The organism is Nonomuraea sp. NPDC004580 (assembly GCF_040609855.1).
GTDB classification, from domain to species: Bacteria; Actinomycetota; Actinomycetes; order Streptosporangiales; family Streptosporangiaceae; genus Nonomuraea; species Nonomuraea salmonea.
Map to the genome: position 1 here is coordinate 39,182 of NZ_JBEXLH010000026.1, position 13,970 is coordinate 53,151.

Below are 13,970 nucleotides of genomic sequence, written 5' to 3' on the forward strand. Positions count from 1 at the left end.
TCGTACAAATGCACAACTCGGCTGACCTGCAAGAGATCGTCGACGAGATCGCCGCCCGGCTGGGCGCGTCCGCGACGCTGGAGGACCGCTCGTTCCGGCTGCTCGCCTACGGCGCCCAGCACGGCGACATCGACACGGTCCGCCAGGAGTCGATCCTGCGCAGGCGCGCCACGGGAGAGGTGCGCGACTACTTCGAGCGCTACGGCATCGCCCGCGCGAGCGGCCCGGTCAGGATCCCCGCGGACGCCGAGCTGAAGGTCCTGGCCCGGGTGTGCTGGCCGTTGCGCCACGCCGACGTCACCTACGGCTACCTATGGCTGCTCGACTCGGGCGAGCTGACCGACGAGCGGCTGCGTTCGGCCGCGCCGCTGGTCGCGCGGGCCGCAGCCGCGCTCGCCCAGGAGGCGCGCAGCAGACAGGACCTCGGGCACGGGCTGCGCGCCCTGCTCTCCGCCGATCCCGAGGAACGCGCGTCCGTCTCGCTGGAGGTGAGCGGGCCGGTGGCGGCCATCGCCGTACGCGAGTCGCAGGAGCGCGTGGCGGCACTGTGGACGCTGCCGCGCGGCGTGCTGGCACGTACCGGCTCGCCGGTCGCCCTGCTCGCCCCCGCGCACCTCGCGGGGGAGGTGGCGCGGACGGTGCGGAGCGCGTACGGCACCGCGGCCGGCGTCGGCGCGCCCCGCGACGACCCGGGGGAGGCGTGGCTGAGCTGGCGCGAGGCCCGCCAGGCGCTGCGCATCGCCGAGCACTTCCCGCGCCACGCCCCGATCGCCCGCTGGGAGGACCTCGGCGTGCACCGCCTGCTGGCCAGGCTCAGCCAGGCCGACCTGCGCGAGCTGGCGGCGGAGACGGCGGCGCTGGACGCGGAGCTGGCCCAGACGGTGGAGGTCTATCTCGACCGGGGTGGCCACGTCCAGAAGACCGCCGCCGAGCTGGGCGTGCACCGCCAGACCCTCTACTACCGGCTGGCCAAGGCCGAGCGGCTCACCCATCGCGACCTGTCGGACGGCGACGACCGGCTGGCGGTGCACCTGGCGCTCAAGGCCGCCCACCTCATCGGGAGCTGACCCCCGGACAGGGAGACGGCAGGTGGCCGAGGCCACCTGCCGGGGTCGCGTGGTGGGGATCAGGCGCAGGACTCGTAGACGCGGACGAGCTCCTGGCTCACCCGCTCCCAGGAGTAGCGCGAGCGGGCCCGGTCGGCGCCCGCGTAGCCGAGCGCGGTGCGCAGGGTGGGGTCGTACAGCAGCTCGCGGGCCAGCCGCGCGGTGCGGGCGGGACGGTCCGGCGGCACCAGCAGCCCGGTGACGCCGTCCACGATGGAGTCGAGGTGCGCGCCGACGGCCGAGGCGATCACCGGCACGCCGCAGGCCATGGCCTCCAGCGCGACGATCCCGGTCACGGCCTCGCGCGGCACCGACACGACGGCGTCCGCGCTGCGCATCAGCTTCGGTACGGCGGTCCGCTTCACCTGGCCGAGCAGCGTCACCCGGTCGGCCACGCCGAGCTGCTCCGCCAGGGCGCGCAGGCGGCGCGCGTCGCGGTCCTGGTCGAGCTCGTCGGGCTCGGGGCCGCCGGCGATGACGAGCTCCACGTCGCCGAGGCCGGGCAGCGCCCTGACGATGGTGTGCGCGCCGCGGTCGATCGACAGCGGGCCGACGTGCAGCAGGCGCTTGCGGGTGCCCCGGGTGGCGACCGCGCCCCGGCGCTGGAAGCGCTCGGTGTCGACGCCGTACGGGACCACCGCGATGTTCCCGCGCGGCACGCCCAGCCTGATGAGGGCGGACTCCTCGTCGCCCGAGCCCGCGATGACGGCGTTGGCCCGGCGCCCGAGCGCCCGCTCCAGGTCCTTGTGGCCGGCGTCCACCCGGTGGAACGTCTGCGTGACCGGCACCCCCAGCCCGCTGGCGCCGGCGACGGCGACCAGCCCGCCGGTCCACGAGTAGGCGTGGATCACGTCGGGGCGATCCTGCGTCCATCGCTTGCCGAGGTGGGCGCCCACCTCGTTGAGGTAAGGGGCCACCTCGTCGGCTGCCAGCTCCTTGGCGGGACCCACGTCGATGTGCTCCAGAGTGACGCCCGGGGCCACCCGCGTCTTGGGCTTGCCTTCGGCGTTGTCACGTCGGGAGTAGATGGTGACGTGGTGCTCGCGCCCCAGCTCTCGTGCGACGGAGAGAATGCGGTGGCGCTGGTTACCGTTGGAAGAAGCGACGATCGCGATGTTCATGGCACACCTCAGCGTGGAAAAAGCAGCCTCAAAGGTGTGCCTGCGTCTTAGGCACGTCGTTCTACTTCTCAGACGATACCCAGTTTCGCGCCGATCGCAAACCCCCGCAGATCAGACACCCCGCAGGGCGAAAACCACGATCTCATCCCAAACCCGGCCACCCGAGAACGCGTGCCGGTCGGCCTCCACCGCCTTGACCACGGTCGAGGGCGCCTGCCCCGCGCACCGGCCCAGCACGTCGGCCAGCCGCTCCTCGCCGTACGGCTCGCCGCGCTCGTTCCGCGAGGAGACCAGCCCCTCCGAATAGAGCACCAGCGTCTCCCCGACGGCCACCGTCAGCGTCTGGACCTCGGTCTCCGCCTCGGCGGAGATGCCCAGCGGCACACCACCGCCCGCCGCGAACCGCACCGCCCCGTCGGGCTGCAACAGGGCGGCGGGATGGTGGCCCGCCGACGACAGCCGGATCTCGCGGCCCTTGACGAAGCCCGCCACCGCCATCACGAACATGCCGGTGCCCTGCGCGACCAGCGCCTCGTTCACCTTGCGCATCACCAGGTCGGGATCGGCCTCCCAGGCGCTGAGCACCCGCAGGCCGCCGCGCACCATGGCGCTGACCGAGGCCGCCTCCTCGCCCTTGCCGGCCGCGCCGCCCAGCGCGAACCCCCAGCCACCGGACACCGGGAACACGTCGTAGAACTCGGCGCCCACCGACGAGCCGGGGTGGTAGACGGCCGCCGCCTCGTAGCCGGGCACGTCGGGCAGGTTGCGCGGGGCCACGCTGGCCGACAGCGCGTCGGCGGCCCGCGACCGGCTCTGGAAGCTCACCTGGGCGCGCAGGGCCAGGCCCAGCTGCAGCCCCACCTCCTGCATGACGGCCAGGTCGGCCAGGGCGAACGGCGGCCGGTCGTGCGCGCGTACGAGCGTCAGCACGCCGTCGCCGTGCCCGATCGGCACCGACAGCAGCGAGCCCGCGCCCATCACGGTCAGCAGCGGCCCCTCCGCGCAGAACCCGAGCACACTCTCGTCGTCCACCATCTCCTGCACCACGCCGGAGCGGCGGTCGAGCACCTGCATCACGACCATGCTGCCCGCCGGGTCGGCCGACTCCACCTGCCTGACCAGGTCGCCCAGCGGATGGTTCTTCGGCGCCATGACGGCCGCGCGGTGCGGCAGGCCGTCGCGCATCAGGTCGGCGATCACCCAGTCGGCCCACTCGGCCGCCAGCAGCCGCGTGGCCCGCTGCAGCGCGCCTGGACGCATCAGCGCGTCCTCTTCGAGCAGCAGCCTGGCCATCCTGGCCAGCAGGTCCTGCCGCCGCGCCGCGGCCAGCAGCAGCGCGCCGTCGGCCTGCTCCGGCCGCCGCGCACCCGGCTCGGGCAGCTGCACCTCCGTCGGCAGCGCCACCGCCGCGACCATCTGCTGCGGCTCGCCCGGCATCGTCAGCCTGGTCAGCGCGAGCTGCACGGTGTGGGTGCGGCCCTGGTGCGCGAGGCGCGTCTCGAACGCCGACGGCTGGCCCGTCTGCAGCACCGCCGTCAGATGCGAGCGGAACGCCGCCCGCCGCGACACGTCCACCAGCAGCGGGAACGAGCGGCCCACGAGATAGCCGTCGGGGCTGCCCAGCATGCGGGAGGTCTCGGGGTTGATCCGCCTCACCACGCCGCCGCCGTCGAGCACGATGACGGGCACGGGGAAGGCCCTGAACACCTGGCGCAGCAGCTTCAGCTCCCGCTGCCCGCCGTCCTTCTTGCCGCCCGGCCGTCTGGGGGCCTTGCGCAGCTCCTCCCGGGCTTCTGCCAGGAGTTCCGCGGCCGTGTCGAGCTCGGCCAGCGCCGCGTCGAGTGTGGGCGCGAGGTCCTTGGGGTAGGCGGCCCTCGCTTCGCGCAGCGAGGAGACGCGCCCGGCCAGCGCGTCTAGCGCGTGTTCGAGGTCCGGCATGGTCATGCCCTGAACGCTACGCCACCCGGGATAATGCTAGCCATAAGGGGTAGATGCTTGTTGCTATGGAATCGACCGCGATGATCACCCCCGGACTCGCGCGCGACCTCGCCGCACTGGGCCGCCTGGGCGAGGGCACTTCGACGGAGAGCGTGCTCAGAGGACTGACGGCGGCGCTGGCGGCAGGAGTGCCCGGCTGCTCGGGAGCCTCCGCCGAACACTGGCGCGACCACCGGGTGCTGGTCTCCGGCTCCCACAGCGAGCTGATCCTGCTCGTCGAGGGCGAACGCGAGCTGGGCGAGGGCCCGTCCATCGAGGCCAGGCAGAGCGGCGGCCGCGCCACCGTGACCGACGTGCTCAAGGAGACCCGCTGGCCGCGCTACGACGCGCTGGCCACCCGCTCCGGCGTGCGCTCCGTGCTCACGGTGCCCATCGAGGTGCCGCCCGCGCTGCTGGTGGTCGGCCTCTACTCGGTAAGCCCTGGCGCGTTCTCGCCCCAGGGCGCGGTGTCGCTCGCCGACATGCTGACCGAGCAGGTCGGCGTGGCGATGGCCAACATGTGGGAGTTCGAGGAGGTGCGCACCGACGCCGCCCAGCTGCAGGAGGCCCTGGCCGGCCGCTCGCTGATCGACCAGGCCAAGGGCATCATCATGCAGACCAGCGGGTGCAGCGCCGAGGCCGCGTTCGAGGAGCTGCGCCGCATCTCCCAGCACCACCAGGTGAAGGTGGCCGACCTGGCCAGGCTCCTGGTCGAGGAGCACCAGCGCAAGTCGTCGAAACGCGGCTGACCCTCAGTGGACGCGGCTCACTGGACACGGCTCACTGGACACGGCTCACTGGACACGGCTCAATTGATCGCGGCGAGCGCGTCCGCGAGCGTGTCGTAGATCGGCAGCCGCTGCGCCAGACCTGTGATCCACATCACCTTCGACTTGGTGTACTCCACCCCGATGAGCGCGAACTTGGCGCCCGCCGTGAGGCTGGTCTGCCAGTGATGCACGATCAGCCCGAGCGCGCGCGAGTCCATGAACGTCACCCCGGCGAGGTCGAGGATCAGGTCGTCGCCCGCCATGGCTAGATAGTCGGCGAACTGGGCGCGTGTCGTGGCGTCGAGCACCCCGTCGACCCGCACCACGGTGATCCCGTCCACGGTCGACGACGTCAGGCTGAGGGCCGCCACGGGCTCCCCGCCGTTCTCCGGCATTGTCACGAAGCAACCCTACTGTCACCACGCGATCGAGGAATACTTCCGGCCCGATGGGGGACACTGGATCCGAGGTCCAGCAGAGGGCTTCTGTCTCGAGAACAGACGAGGCGTGCCTCTGCATGGGCTTTTTTCCTTGCGAGGCCGCCTGCGATCCATATGAGGAGCAGCGATGGCTGTGCAGGAATACGTCCTCGAGGAGATGACCGCGGAAGAGCTCCTGGCCGAAATGGTCAGGGAAGAGACGCCCGACAGCCACAGGGAACGCCTGCGCGAGCGCATCGTCGAGATGCACAGGCCGCTCGCCATGGAGATCGCGCGACGCTACCGCTACCGCGGCGAGCCTTTGGAGGATCTCCTCCAGGCCGCGTATGTTGGCCTGATGAAGGCCGTCAACGGCTTCGACCCGACCCTCGGACACGCGTTCAGGGGCTACGCGGTCGTCACGATGACCGGCGAGGTCAAGCGGCACTTCCGCGACCGCACCTGGGCGATCCGGGTGCCCCGTCTCTACCAGGAGCGCCGCTCGGAGCTCAACCGGCTCGTGGCCGACCTGAGCCAGGACCTCGGCAGGTCCCCGACCGTTGCGGAGCTCGCCGCCAAGATGAACATCACGGAGGAGGACGTCCTGCTGACGCTCGACGCCTCGGCCGCGTACAGCACGCTCTCGCTCGACGCGCCGCTCGGCACGGACGACGACGCCGCCTCGCTCGGCGACGTCATCCCCGAGGACGACGACACGCTGAGCACCATGGTCGACAGGGAGGCCGTCAAGCCGCTCATCGACGCCCTGCCCTCCCGCGAGAAGCACATCCTGCTGCTGCGCTTCTTCGGCAACATGACGCAGGCCGAGATCGCGGCCGAGTTCGGCATCTCGCAGATGCACGTCTCACGCATCCTGCGCAAGGTTCTCGACCAGCTGCGTGCCGAGCTGGTCTCCTGACGAGGGCGGTCACCGGGTGAACGAGGACGTGGAGCCTCAGTCGGGCCACACGGGCCCGCCACCCGGCGCGCCCGTGAGAGGCCTGCGGTTCCGCCTGCCGGACCTGCCGCGCGTGCGGCAGTACGCCGAGGAGGAGGCGCGGGCCGCCGGCATGCCGGAGGAGGCCATCGGCGATTTCGTCATCGCCGTCAACGAGGTCGCCACCAACGCCGTCACCCACGGGCACGACCACGCGTTCCTGCGGACGTGGACGTCGAACGGCGACCTCGTCGTCGAGGTGCACGACAAAGGCTCGTGGAAACCGGGGCCGATGCCCGGCTCCGTCGGCGGCATGGGGCTGTGGGTGGCCCGGCTGCTCTCCTCCGACCTGACGTTGCGGGTCGGCGGCGAGGGCAGCACGGTCATCATGCGCTTCCCCGGCAAAAGCTGACATCGCGTTCGCTGGCATCGCGTTCATTGTGTACGGCGAAGGGGCCCGGATCTCCGGGCCCCTTCACTTCGTCCTAGCGGCGGGCCCTGCTCCGCCAGCCGCCGTTGCCCGTACGGATGCCGGCCGTGCCGACGCCCGCCTGGTGCAGCGCCAGCAGCGTCAGCCCCAGCAGGACGAACGTCATCCCGGAGAAACCGCCGGGGATCGACGCGCCCACCAGGTCGAGCAGGAACCCTAGACCGAAGATGATGGCTGCGATGATCGCGAGCATGCCACGTCACCTCATTCTCTGAGCGTGCTGGACGTTGTGGTCCTGCGAGGTTTCCTGGGCGTGCGGCACGCCGTGGTCCTGCGAGCCGCTGAGTGCCAGCAGGCGCTCCAGGACGTTGCGGTAGTCGCGCAGCGCCAGCCGCAGCTGCTCGGTCTCCGCCTCGCCGGCGTCCTTCCAGCGGCCGCGCAGCGCCTCCGTACGGCTCGTCAGGCTGCTGGTGAGCGACTCCACCACCTCGCCGACCAGGCCGTCCGCCCGCCGCACCGCCTCGCCGGGGTCGTCCACGAACGACGCCTGCAGGTCGCGCCAGCGGGCCTGCACCTGGGTGGGGTCCTGGTCGAACAGGACGATGTCGTCGGGGGCCGCGTGCGCCGGCGCCTGATCCGCGTAAGGGTCACGGCCGGTCGCCGCGGGCGTCACGGGGGTGGCCGCGACACCGGTGCCGGGGACGGCTGTGCCGTCGTGGGAGTCGTCGTCGTACGGAGGGATGCGGTCGGTCCCGGCCTCGGACGCGGCCAGCTCGTCGCCGTCGCGGGCGTACTCGCCGTCGCGGACGGGCTCGTCGCTGACGATCACGTCCTCGACGGGCTCCCGGTGCGCGAGGTCGTCCTTGGGATCGTCACGCGGATCGTCCGCGAGGCCGTCCCGCTCGCCGTCCCTGTAGTCGCCCCTGTGGTCGTCCTTGTAGGCGTGCTCACGGTCGTTCGTGGTGTCGTTTCCGGCGTCGTACGTCCTGCCGGGCTGCGACGGCACCTTGAGCTCGTCGCTGCTGCTCATATCGTGCTCACCGTCCTCGGGTGGTCTCGTGGAGGAGCTCCTCGAACAGCGCGCGGTAGTGCACCATGGCCTGCCGGAGGTCCTCGGTGGAGGCCTCCTTCCTGGCCGCGCGCCCGCTGATCTCGTGAGCCGTCCTGTAGTGGTCGAGCGTCGCCGCGTGCCCGACCGACAGGTCGGACAGGCGCTGCTCGAAGTCCTCGGTGGGGTAGCCCCGCTCGGCCATGACGGCCGTCACCAGCTGGTCCGCCTCCGTCACCGCGAAGCCGGGCGCGTCGACGAAGCGCTCCTGGACCTCGATCCAGCGGCTCGCGTACGCGTCGCGGGACTCCTGCGACAGGGGCCGGATGTCCAGCTCGGCGTGGCGCTGCTCACGGTCGAGCAGCTCCTGCTCCGCCTCCCGGCGGTTGTCGTGCTCGGAGACTATGCGTTCGTACTCCGGGCCGAAGCGTTCGCGGAGATGGGAGCGGCGCTTCTGCTGCTGCAGCATGAACCAGCCCACTGCGGCGAGCGCCACCACCACGACCACGACGACGGCCACCCATACAGAGGTGGTCATGTTCTCGCCTCCGATCTCTTTGATGAGACCAGCGACTGCCCTCGAACAGGTATGTCGAAACGCGAGCCTCAGTGAGCGTCGAGTGCTTTCCTCGCCGCCTCCAGCACGGCCGCGACGTGTGAGCCCCCTGGGGCGGCCGGCACCTCGCTGAACCCCTCCGCGGGGTCGTAGCGCACGTCCAGGCCCGCGTCCACGAGCCGCTGAGCCCACCGCAGCGCCGTGTTCAGCCGCTCGGCCGCCGGCGGCTTGCCCTGCGCCGCCGCCGACAGGTTGCGCAGGTTCGTGGCGGGGCCCGACTGGGAGTGCGTCCTGGCGAGCTTCCACGGCAGGGCGGCGCTGTGGTCCAGCATCGGCTTGGCCAGCCCCGCGGCCCGCTTGGCCTGCAACACCCCCGATTCGCTCACCCCGAAGTGCGCCGCCAGCTCCTGCACGCTCCGCCCTTGAGCGACGAGCCTGGCCAGCTCATCCCGATCGATGCTCGGCCTCCGCCCCACCGGCCGCCTCCGCTCCGCTTTTCCGTGTACGCGTGCACCTCTGATGTGCGCTAAGGTTATGACGTCCCACCCCGCAGGGGGCGGCCGACACAACCGGGACGTAGCGCAGCTTGGTAGCGCACTTGACTGGGGGTCAAGGGGTCGCAGGTTCAAATCCTGTCGTCCCGACCAGGTTTTCGCTGGTCGAGCAGGGTGTCATCCAAAAGGATGGCACCCTTTCGCATTGCTGAGTGACTACCGCGCGAAGAGGGAATCCGCCCCGTCCTTCTGCAACGAGCTGCGGCGATGGACGGGCCTGGGGCCGGTCCCGGGCGGCAGCGGCTCGGGCCGCACCGCCATACGGCTGCCGCACCGTCGTACACCTTCCATGGCCGACCTCCGCGCCCTCGCCGACGTTCCGCCGCCGGCACCCACCGCTTCACGGCCTTTCGGGTGCTTCGCATGGGCGCCGGCCGCTCCACTCACACCGGGGGCTCTTCAACCCTCATGCCTCCGGCGGGAGCGCTCCGCCCCGAGGCGGCAGGCGGGGGACAGGACCGCAACATGGTCACCGTGGCGGAAGAAGCGGCATGCCTTCCTCTGCTCCAGGTGCGACCAGTCGGACGCAGGCCGGCAGGCCCGTGCGGCGGTGGGCAGGAAAGGCAGGCACCACCCCAGCGTCGGCAACGGGCGCACCGCCTCCCCGCACAAGCTCACCTTCCGGTCGGCCCGCACCGCGTGCTGTACAACTGCCTTCTGCTGACCGGACAGGCCGAGGCGGTAGCCGTCCGATCGCGTGACGGGTCGTGCCTCGTCATCGTGGATGAGCAGGTCGTCCAAGTGGATCGGCCAGCGCTTCACTCCTCCCGGCATCTCGTGCGCATCTCCGTCCAGCGCGAGCAAGGCCAGAGTGCCGTTACGCAGCACCGCTATCACGGTCCCGAAGCGTCCGAGGAGGAAGGAAGCCCACGCTCGTGTTGATGCCGGGCTATGGAGCATCCCCGTGATCTCGGCGCGGCGGCCGACTCTGGTGGAGGGGGTGGTCACAGTGCCTGCTCTCCTGCTTCCTGCTCCTTCAACTGGTCGGCGAGCTGGGCGATGTCGTCCGCGTCGATCGTCTGTGCCAGGCCGTGATCTATCTCGTGCTGAGACAGACGACGACCGTTCCGGGTGGCCCAGATGCGACCGGCGGAACTACGCCAAATGCACCAACCGGGAAATGCCGCTTGGAGGTCTTCGAGAATTACCGGGGTTGACATGGGATCAGCGTGCTTACCTGCGCGTGACAAACCCACCGCGTTACCAAGACGTCCAGGACGTTATGGCGTTACGCTCCAGACGTCCCTGACGTCCTCAGCGCGAGGTGTACCGTGGCCAATGTCCCCCTACGCAGAGCCATGCTGAACGCCCAGGTCACGAACCAGAGCTTGGCCGACCGATGTGGCGTGGACATCAAGACGGTGGAACGCTGGCTGCAAAACGAAACGCGCGTTCCGCACATGCGACACCAATGGGGGCCGCCGCAGAGGCACTAGGAGTTGAGATCGCCGTGCTATGGCCAGAAGCAATCCGCAATACGGTGAAAACCGGGCCGGACAAGGAAGTCTTGACCGTTTATCCCTATCGCTCTGCATGTCCGAAGTCAATCTGGCGCAATCTCATCAATTCGGCGCGCAACGAAATCGTTTTCGCCGGTTACACGAACTACTTCCTGTGGCTGGAACACCCCAACCTCGCGAAGGTGCTCAAGCGGAAGGCCCAGCAGGGGTGCAAGGTCCGGTTCCTCGTCGGCGATCCGGAGAGCGAGGTCACCCGGCGGCGTGAGGAGGTGGAGAACGTTCCGCTGACCGTCTCCACGCGCATCCGGATCACGTTGTCGGAGGTGGAGCAGCTACGAGAGGTTCCCGGCGTCGAAGCCCGGTTCGGTGATGGACACATCGCTATGAGCGTGTTCCGGTTCGACTCGGAAATGCTTGTCACGCCACACTTGGCCAATCTGGTCGGGCACGACTCGCCTATGCTGCACCTGCGACGGTATCAGGATGACGGCCTGTTCGACCGGTTCGCTTACCATGCCTCTGAGCTGTGGAGCAACGGCCGAGACTTGTGGCAGCAGGCCCAGCCCACGGGCCAGATCCTGGGTGACTAACTGAGTGACAACCGGCCCGGACGACCATGGATCTGAGGGGATCGTACGGGACGGTCGTACCAGGTGGGGGCGGGTTTCGGCCGTGTTCCCGCTCCGTCATGATGTGCCTGGGGGTCAAGGGGTCGCAGGTTCTCATCCTGGTGCCGGGGTCCGTGTTCGAGCCCTATGCGTACGGACTGTTCCCCGACAGCGACGAGGGCCGGGGCGACGAAGTGTCGGCCAACGCCTGTCTCACCATCGTGGGACGGATGACCGGACGCTTCCTCGACGACGACTGGTTCCGCACCGCCGGCACGCTCTTCCCGCTCCCATGACTCCCGGGCACCGCAGGACGAGGGAGTCATAGGGGCTTATAGCGGGCGCTTGGTGCCGGATTCGCCGTCGGCCAGCACCATGACCTGCGGGGTGCGGACGACCGTGGCGGCCTGCGCGCAGTCCGAGGGGTTGGCGGCCTGGGCCGGGGCGGTGGTGAGGGCGAGGACGGCGACCAGCGTGGCGGCCGAGGCGGCGGTGCGGCGGGCCCAGGGGCGGGTTCTCATGCGGTCTCCCGGTTCTCAGGCGCGGGTGTCCCCGGAGGCGGGGTCCCCGATCACGGTCCTTGGTCAGGTTCAGGATCCGTGGCGGGCATGCGTGTGTCCATCGCGTGGCCGCGGATGGCCAGTTGTCGTATGAATATCGGATTTGTACGATGACTTGCGTACGCCAGCCCATCCTGACCCCGCGAGGTTCCTCATGGCCGACCGCATCCGTCACGTCACGCTCTCCTCCGTCACGCTTCCCCTGGACGTGCCCGTCAGCGACGCCAAGGTGCTCACCGGGCGGCAGAAGCCGATGACGGAGATCGTGTTCCTGTTCGCCGAGATCGCGACCGAGGACGGGCACTCCGGCACCGGGTTCGGCTACTCCAAGCGGGCCGGCGGCCCCGCGCAGTACGCGCACGCCAAGGAGGTGGGCGAGAACCTCATCGGGCAGGACCCGTCCGACATCGGCAGGGTGTACGACACGCTGCTGTGGGCGGGCGCGTCCGTGGGCCGCTCCGGGGTGGCCACGCAGGCGCTGGCGGCCATCGACGTGGCCCTGTGGGACCTGAAGGCGCGGCGGGCCGGGCTGCCGCTGGCGAAGCTGCTGGGGGCCTACCGGGACTCGGTGCGGGCGTACAACACCTCGGGCGGCTTCCTGCACGCGCCGATCGAGGAGGTGAAGCAGCGGGCCTCGCAGTCCCTGGCCGACGGCATCGGCGGGATCAAGATCAAGGTCGGGCAGCCGGACATGAAGGAGGACCTGCGGCGGCTGGCGGCGGTCAGGGAGCACCTCGGGGACGGGGTGCCGCTGATGGTGGACGCCAACCAGCAGTGGGACCGGGCGAGCGCGCTGCGGTTCGGGCGGGCCGTGGAGGACTTCGGGCTGGTGTGGATCGAGGAGCCGCTGGACGCGTACGACGCCGAGGGGCACGCGCAGCTGGCCGCCGCGCTGGACACGCCGATCGCGACCGGCGAGATGCTCTCCAGCGTGGCCGAGCACGTACGGCTCATCGAGGCCCGCGCCGCCGACGTCATCCAGCCCGACGCGCCCCGCGTCGGCGGCATCACCTCCTTCCTGCGCCTGGCCGCCCTCGCCGATCACGCGGGGCTGCAGCTCGCGCCGCACTTCGCCATGGAGATCCACCTCCACCTGGCCGCCGCCTACCCGCGCGAGCCGTGGGTGGAGCACTTCGAGTGGTTGAACCCGCTGTTCAACGAGCGCCTGGAGACGCGCGACGGGCGCATGATCGTGCCGGACCGCCCTGGGCTCGGGTTCACGCTGAGCGAGCAGTGCCGCGCGTGGGTGACGGACAGCGTCGAGTTCGGGAAGGCGTGATCCGCGTGGGCGACGCGATCGCGTACGTCCGGTTCGCCCGGTACGCGGTGCCGCTCGCGGCCCCCGTCAGCGACGCCAAGGTGGCCACGGGGCGGCAGCGCCCGCTGTCCCAGATCGACGTGCTGACCTGCGAGATCGGCACCAGCGACGGCCTGCGCGGGCTCGGCTTCTCCTACACGACCAGGGCGGGCACCCCGGCGCAGTACGCGCACGTCAGGGAGGTGGGGGAGAGCCTGCTGGGGCGTGACCCGTCGGACATCGGCAAGACGTACGAGGCGCTGTTGTGGGCGGGCGCGTCCGTGGGCCGCTCCGGGGTGGCCACGCAGGCGCTGGCGGCCGTGGACGTGGCCCTGTGGGACGTCAAGGCGCGGCGGGCCGGGTTGCCGCTGGCGAAGCTGCTGGGGGCCTACCGGGATTCCGTGCGGGTCTACAACACCTCGGGCGGTTACCTCCAGGCGCCGCTGGACGAGGTCAAGGAGCGGGCCTCGCAGTCCCTGGCCGGCGGCATCGGCGGGATCAAGATCAAGGTCGGGCAGCCGGACATGAAGGAGGACCTGCGGCGGCTGGGGGCGGTCAGGGAGCACCTCGGCGACGGGGTGCCGCTGATGGTGGACGCCAACCAGCAGTGGGACCGGGCGTCGGCGCTGCGGTTCGGGCGGGCCGTGGAGGACTTCGGGCTGGTGTGGATCGAGGAGCCGCTGGACGCGTACGACACCGAGGGGCACGCGCAGCTGGCCGCCGCCCTGGACACGCCGATCGCCACCGGCGAGATGCTCACCAGCGTCGCCGGGCACGTCGATCTCATCGAGGCCCGCGCCGCGGACGTCATCCAGCCCGACGTGCCGCGCGTCGGCGGCATCACCCCCTACCTCAAGGTCGCCGCGCTGGCCGACCACGCGCACACGCAGGTCGCGCCGCACTTCGTGATGGAGATCCACGTGCACCTGGCCGCCGCGTTCCCGCGCGAGTCGTGGGTGGAGCACATCGAGTGGCTGGCGCCGCTGTTCGAGGAGCGGATGCGCATCGAGGGCGGGCGGATGGCCGTGCCGGACCGTCCAGGGCTGGGGCTGAGCCTGGCCGGGCGGGCCCGCGACCGGCTGATCGACGACGTCGAGTTCCACGGCTCAGGCCGGTAGATTGTCCGC

18 protein-coding genes and 1 tRNA gene are annotated in these 13,970 nt (G+C 70.7%); 9 read left to right on the top strand and 10 right to left on the bottom strand.

What is annotated here, in order from left to right:
• The first annotated feature begins 8 nt into the window (after nt 1–8).
• A complete protein-coding gene (locus ABZW11_RS25355) occupies nt 9–1,067 on the top strand; it encodes a helix-turn-helix domain-containing protein (RefSeq protein WP_355421568.1) in 1,059 nt (352 codons plus the stop codon).
• A 59-nt stretch (nt 1,068–1,126) separates the two neighbouring features.
• Here ABZW11_RS25355 and ABZW11_RS25360 read toward each other — a convergent pair whose 3' ends face one another.
• Both ABZW11_RS25360 and ABZW11_RS25365 read right to left on the bottom strand, forming a co-directional pair.
• Entirely contained in the window at nt 1,127–2,227 is a 1,101-nt protein-coding gene (locus ABZW11_RS25360; protein WP_355421571.1) for a glycosyltransferase, read from the bottom strand.
• Nucleotides 2,228–2,338: 111 nt separating this feature from the next.
• Nucleotides 2,339–4,171 carry a SpoIIE family protein phosphatase gene (locus tag ABZW11_RS25365; protein WP_355421574.1) on the bottom strand — a complete coding sequence of 611 codons (1,833 nt, stop codon included), beginning with the start codon at nt 4,169–4,171 and terminating at the stop codon, nt 2,339–2,341.
• Between the two features lie 59 nt (nt 4,172–4,230).
• Here ABZW11_RS25365 and ABZW11_RS25370 point away from each other — a divergent pair, with 59 nt between their 5' ends.
• Nucleotides 4,231–4,953: a GAF and ANTAR domain-containing protein gene (locus ABZW11_RS25370; RefSeq protein WP_355421577.1), complete on the top strand. Its 723-nt coding sequence runs from the start codon at nt 4,231–4,233 to the stop codon at nt 4,951–4,953.
• Nucleotides 4,954–5,012: 59 nt separating this feature from the next.
• On the opposite strand, the gene ABZW11_RS25375 is transcribed toward ABZW11_RS25370, so the two are convergent.
• The gene (locus tag ABZW11_RS25375) at nt 5,013–5,369 is read right to left on the bottom strand and encodes an STAS domain-containing protein (RefSeq protein WP_355421748.1); all 357 of its coding nucleotides are present in this window, start codon (nt 5,367–5,369) and stop codon (nt 5,013–5,015) included.
• A gap of 172 nt (nt 5,370–5,541) precedes the next feature.
• Between ABZW11_RS25375 and ABZW11_RS25380 the strand changes: the two genes are divergently transcribed.
• Nucleotides 5,542–6,312 carry a SigB/SigF/SigG family RNA polymerase sigma factor gene (locus ABZW11_RS25380; protein ID WP_345401745.1) on the top strand — a complete coding sequence of 257 codons (771 nt, stop codon included), beginning with the start codon at nt 5,542–5,544 and terminating at the stop codon, nt 6,310–6,312.
• A gap of 73 nt (nt 6,313–6,385) precedes the next feature.
• Nucleotides 6,386–6,742 (top strand): ATP-binding protein, encoded by a 357-nt coding sequence (locus ABZW11_RS25385; RefSeq protein ID WP_355421581.1) that lies wholly within the window; start codon nt 6,386–6,388, stop codon nt 6,740–6,742.
• Between the two features lie 73 nt (nt 6,743–6,815).
• Here the strand turns inward: ABZW11_RS25385 and ABZW11_RS25390 are convergent, their stop codons facing one another.
• From ABZW11_RS25390 to ABZW11_RS25405, 4 genes are all read right to left on the bottom strand, one after another.
• Entirely contained in the window at nt 6,816–7,013 is a 198-nt protein-coding gene (locus tag ABZW11_RS25390) for a hypothetical protein (protein ID WP_355421584.1), read from the bottom strand.
• Between the two features lie 6 nt (nt 7,014–7,019).
• Nucleotides 7,020–7,790 carry a hypothetical protein gene (locus ABZW11_RS25395; protein WP_355421587.1) on the bottom strand — a complete coding sequence of 257 codons (771 nt, stop codon included), beginning with the start codon at nt 7,788–7,790 and terminating at the stop codon, nt 7,020–7,022.
• 7 nt (nt 7,791–7,797) lie between these two features.
• Nucleotides 7,798–8,346, bottom strand: a complete 549-nt coding sequence (locus ABZW11_RS25400; protein WP_355421590.1) for a hypothetical protein — start codon at nt 8,344–8,346, stop codon at nt 7,798–7,800.
• Between the two features lie 68 nt (nt 8,347–8,414).
• Entirely contained in the window at nt 8,415–8,840 is a 426-nt protein-coding gene (locus ABZW11_RS25405) for a hypothetical protein (RefSeq protein WP_355421593.1), read from the bottom strand.
• Nucleotides 8,841–8,934: 94 nt separating this feature from the next.
• Here ABZW11_RS25405 and ABZW11_RS25410 point away from each other — a divergent pair.
• Nucleotides 8,935–9,011 (top strand) — tRNA-Pro (locus ABZW11_RS25410).
• A 306-nt stretch (nt 9,012–9,317) separates the two neighbouring features.
• Here ABZW11_RS25410 and ABZW11_RS25415 read toward each other — a convergent pair.
• Both ABZW11_RS25415 and ABZW11_RS25420 read right to left on the bottom strand, forming a co-directional pair.
• A complete protein-coding gene (locus ABZW11_RS25415) occupies nt 9,318–9,755 on the bottom strand; it encodes a hypothetical protein (RefSeq protein WP_355421596.1) in 438 nt (145 codons plus the stop codon).
• A gap of 107 nt (nt 9,756–9,862) precedes the next feature.
• Nucleotides 9,863–10,078 (bottom strand): hypothetical protein, encoded by a 216-nt coding sequence (locus ABZW11_RS25420; RefSeq protein WP_355421599.1) that lies wholly within the window; start codon nt 10,076–10,078, stop codon nt 9,863–9,865.
• Nucleotides 10,079–10,329: 251 nt separating this feature from the next.
• Between ABZW11_RS25420 and ABZW11_RS25425 the strand changes: the two genes are divergently transcribed.
• On the top strand, nt 10,330–10,968 hold the full coding sequence (locus tag ABZW11_RS25425; protein ID WP_355421602.1) for a hypothetical protein: 639 nt from the start codon (nt 10,330–10,332) through the stop codon (nt 10,966–10,968).
• Nucleotides 10,969–11,120: 152 nt separating this feature from the next.
• The gene (locus tag ABZW11_RS25430; RefSeq protein ID WP_355421605.1) at nt 11,121–11,282 is read left to right on the top strand and encodes a hypothetical protein; all 162 of its coding nucleotides are present in this window, start codon (nt 11,121–11,123) and stop codon (nt 11,280–11,282) included.
• A 36-nt stretch (nt 11,283–11,318) separates the two neighbouring features.
• On the opposite strand, the gene ABZW11_RS25435 is transcribed toward ABZW11_RS25430, so the two are convergent.
• On the bottom strand, nt 11,319–11,507 hold the full coding sequence (locus ABZW11_RS25435) for a hypothetical protein (protein WP_355421608.1): 189 nt from the start codon (nt 11,505–11,507) through the stop codon (nt 11,319–11,321).
• 193 nt (nt 11,508–11,700) lie between these two features.
• Between ABZW11_RS25435 and ABZW11_RS25440 the strand changes: the two genes are divergently transcribed.
• Together ABZW11_RS25440 and ABZW11_RS25445 are read left to right on the top strand one after the other, a co-directional pair.
• Complete coding sequence (locus tag ABZW11_RS25440) at nt 11,701–12,825, top strand: mandelate racemase/muconate lactonizing enzyme family protein (RefSeq protein WP_355421611.1); 1,125 nt, start codon at nt 11,701–11,703, stop codon at nt 12,823–12,825.
• 5 nt (nt 12,826–12,830) lie between these two features.
• Complete coding sequence (locus ABZW11_RS25445) at nt 12,831–13,961, top strand: mandelate racemase/muconate lactonizing enzyme family protein (protein ID WP_355421614.1); 1,131 nt, start codon at nt 12,831–12,833, stop codon at nt 13,959–13,961.
• Nucleotides 13,962–13,970: the final 9 nt, after the last annotated feature.

Excerpts from the sequence above, each read along its gene's own strand:
- ABZW11_RS25355 (WP_355421568.1), top strand. The coding sequence starts at position 9 with ATGCACAACTCGGCTGACCTGCAAGAGATCGTCGACGAGATCGCCGCC.
- ABZW11_RS25360 (WP_355421571.1), bottom strand. The coding sequence starts at position 2,227 with ATGAACATCGCGATCGTCGCTTCTTCCAACGGTAACCAGCGCCACCGC.
- ABZW11_RS25365 (WP_355421574.1), bottom strand. The coding sequence starts at position 4,171 with ATGACCATGCCGGACCTCGAACACGCGCTAGACGCGCTGGCCGGGCGC.
- ABZW11_RS25370 (WP_355421577.1), top strand. The coding sequence starts at position 4,231 with ATGGAATCGACCGCGATGATCACCCCCGGACTCGCGCGCGACCTCGCC.
- ABZW11_RS25375 (WP_355421748.1), bottom strand. The coding sequence starts at position 5,369 with ATGCCGGAGAACGGCGGGGAGCCCGTGGCGGCCCTCAGCCTGACGTCG.
- ABZW11_RS25380 (WP_345401745.1), top strand. The coding sequence starts at position 5,542 with ATGGCTGTGCAGGAATACGTCCTCGAGGAGATGACCGCGGAAGAGCTC.
- ABZW11_RS25390 (WP_355421584.1), bottom strand. The coding sequence starts at position 7,013 with ATGCTCGCGATCATCGCAGCCATCATCTTCGGTCTAGGGTTCCTGCTC.
- ABZW11_RS25395 (WP_355421587.1), bottom strand. The coding sequence starts at position 7,790 with ATGAGCAGCAGCGACGAGCTCAAGGTGCCGTCGCAGCCCGGCAGGACG.
- ABZW11_RS25400 (WP_355421590.1), bottom strand. The coding sequence starts at position 8,346 with ATGACCACCTCTGTATGGGTGGCCGTCGTCGTGGTCGTGGTGGTGGCG.
- ABZW11_RS25420 (WP_355421599.1), bottom strand. The coding sequence starts at position 10,078 with ATGTCAACCCCGGTAATTCTCGAAGACCTCCAAGCGGCATTTCCCGGT.
- ABZW11_RS25425 (WP_355421602.1), top strand. The coding sequence starts at position 10,330 with ATGGGGGCCGCCGCAGAGGCACTAGGAGTTGAGATCGCCGTGCTATGG.
- ABZW11_RS25435 (WP_355421608.1), bottom strand. The coding sequence starts at position 11,507 with ATGAGAACCCGCCCCTGGGCCCGCCGCACCGCCGCCTCGGCCGCCACG.
- ABZW11_RS25440 (WP_355421611.1), top strand. The coding sequence starts at position 11,701 with ATGGCCGACCGCATCCGTCACGTCACGCTCTCCTCCGTCACGCTTCCC.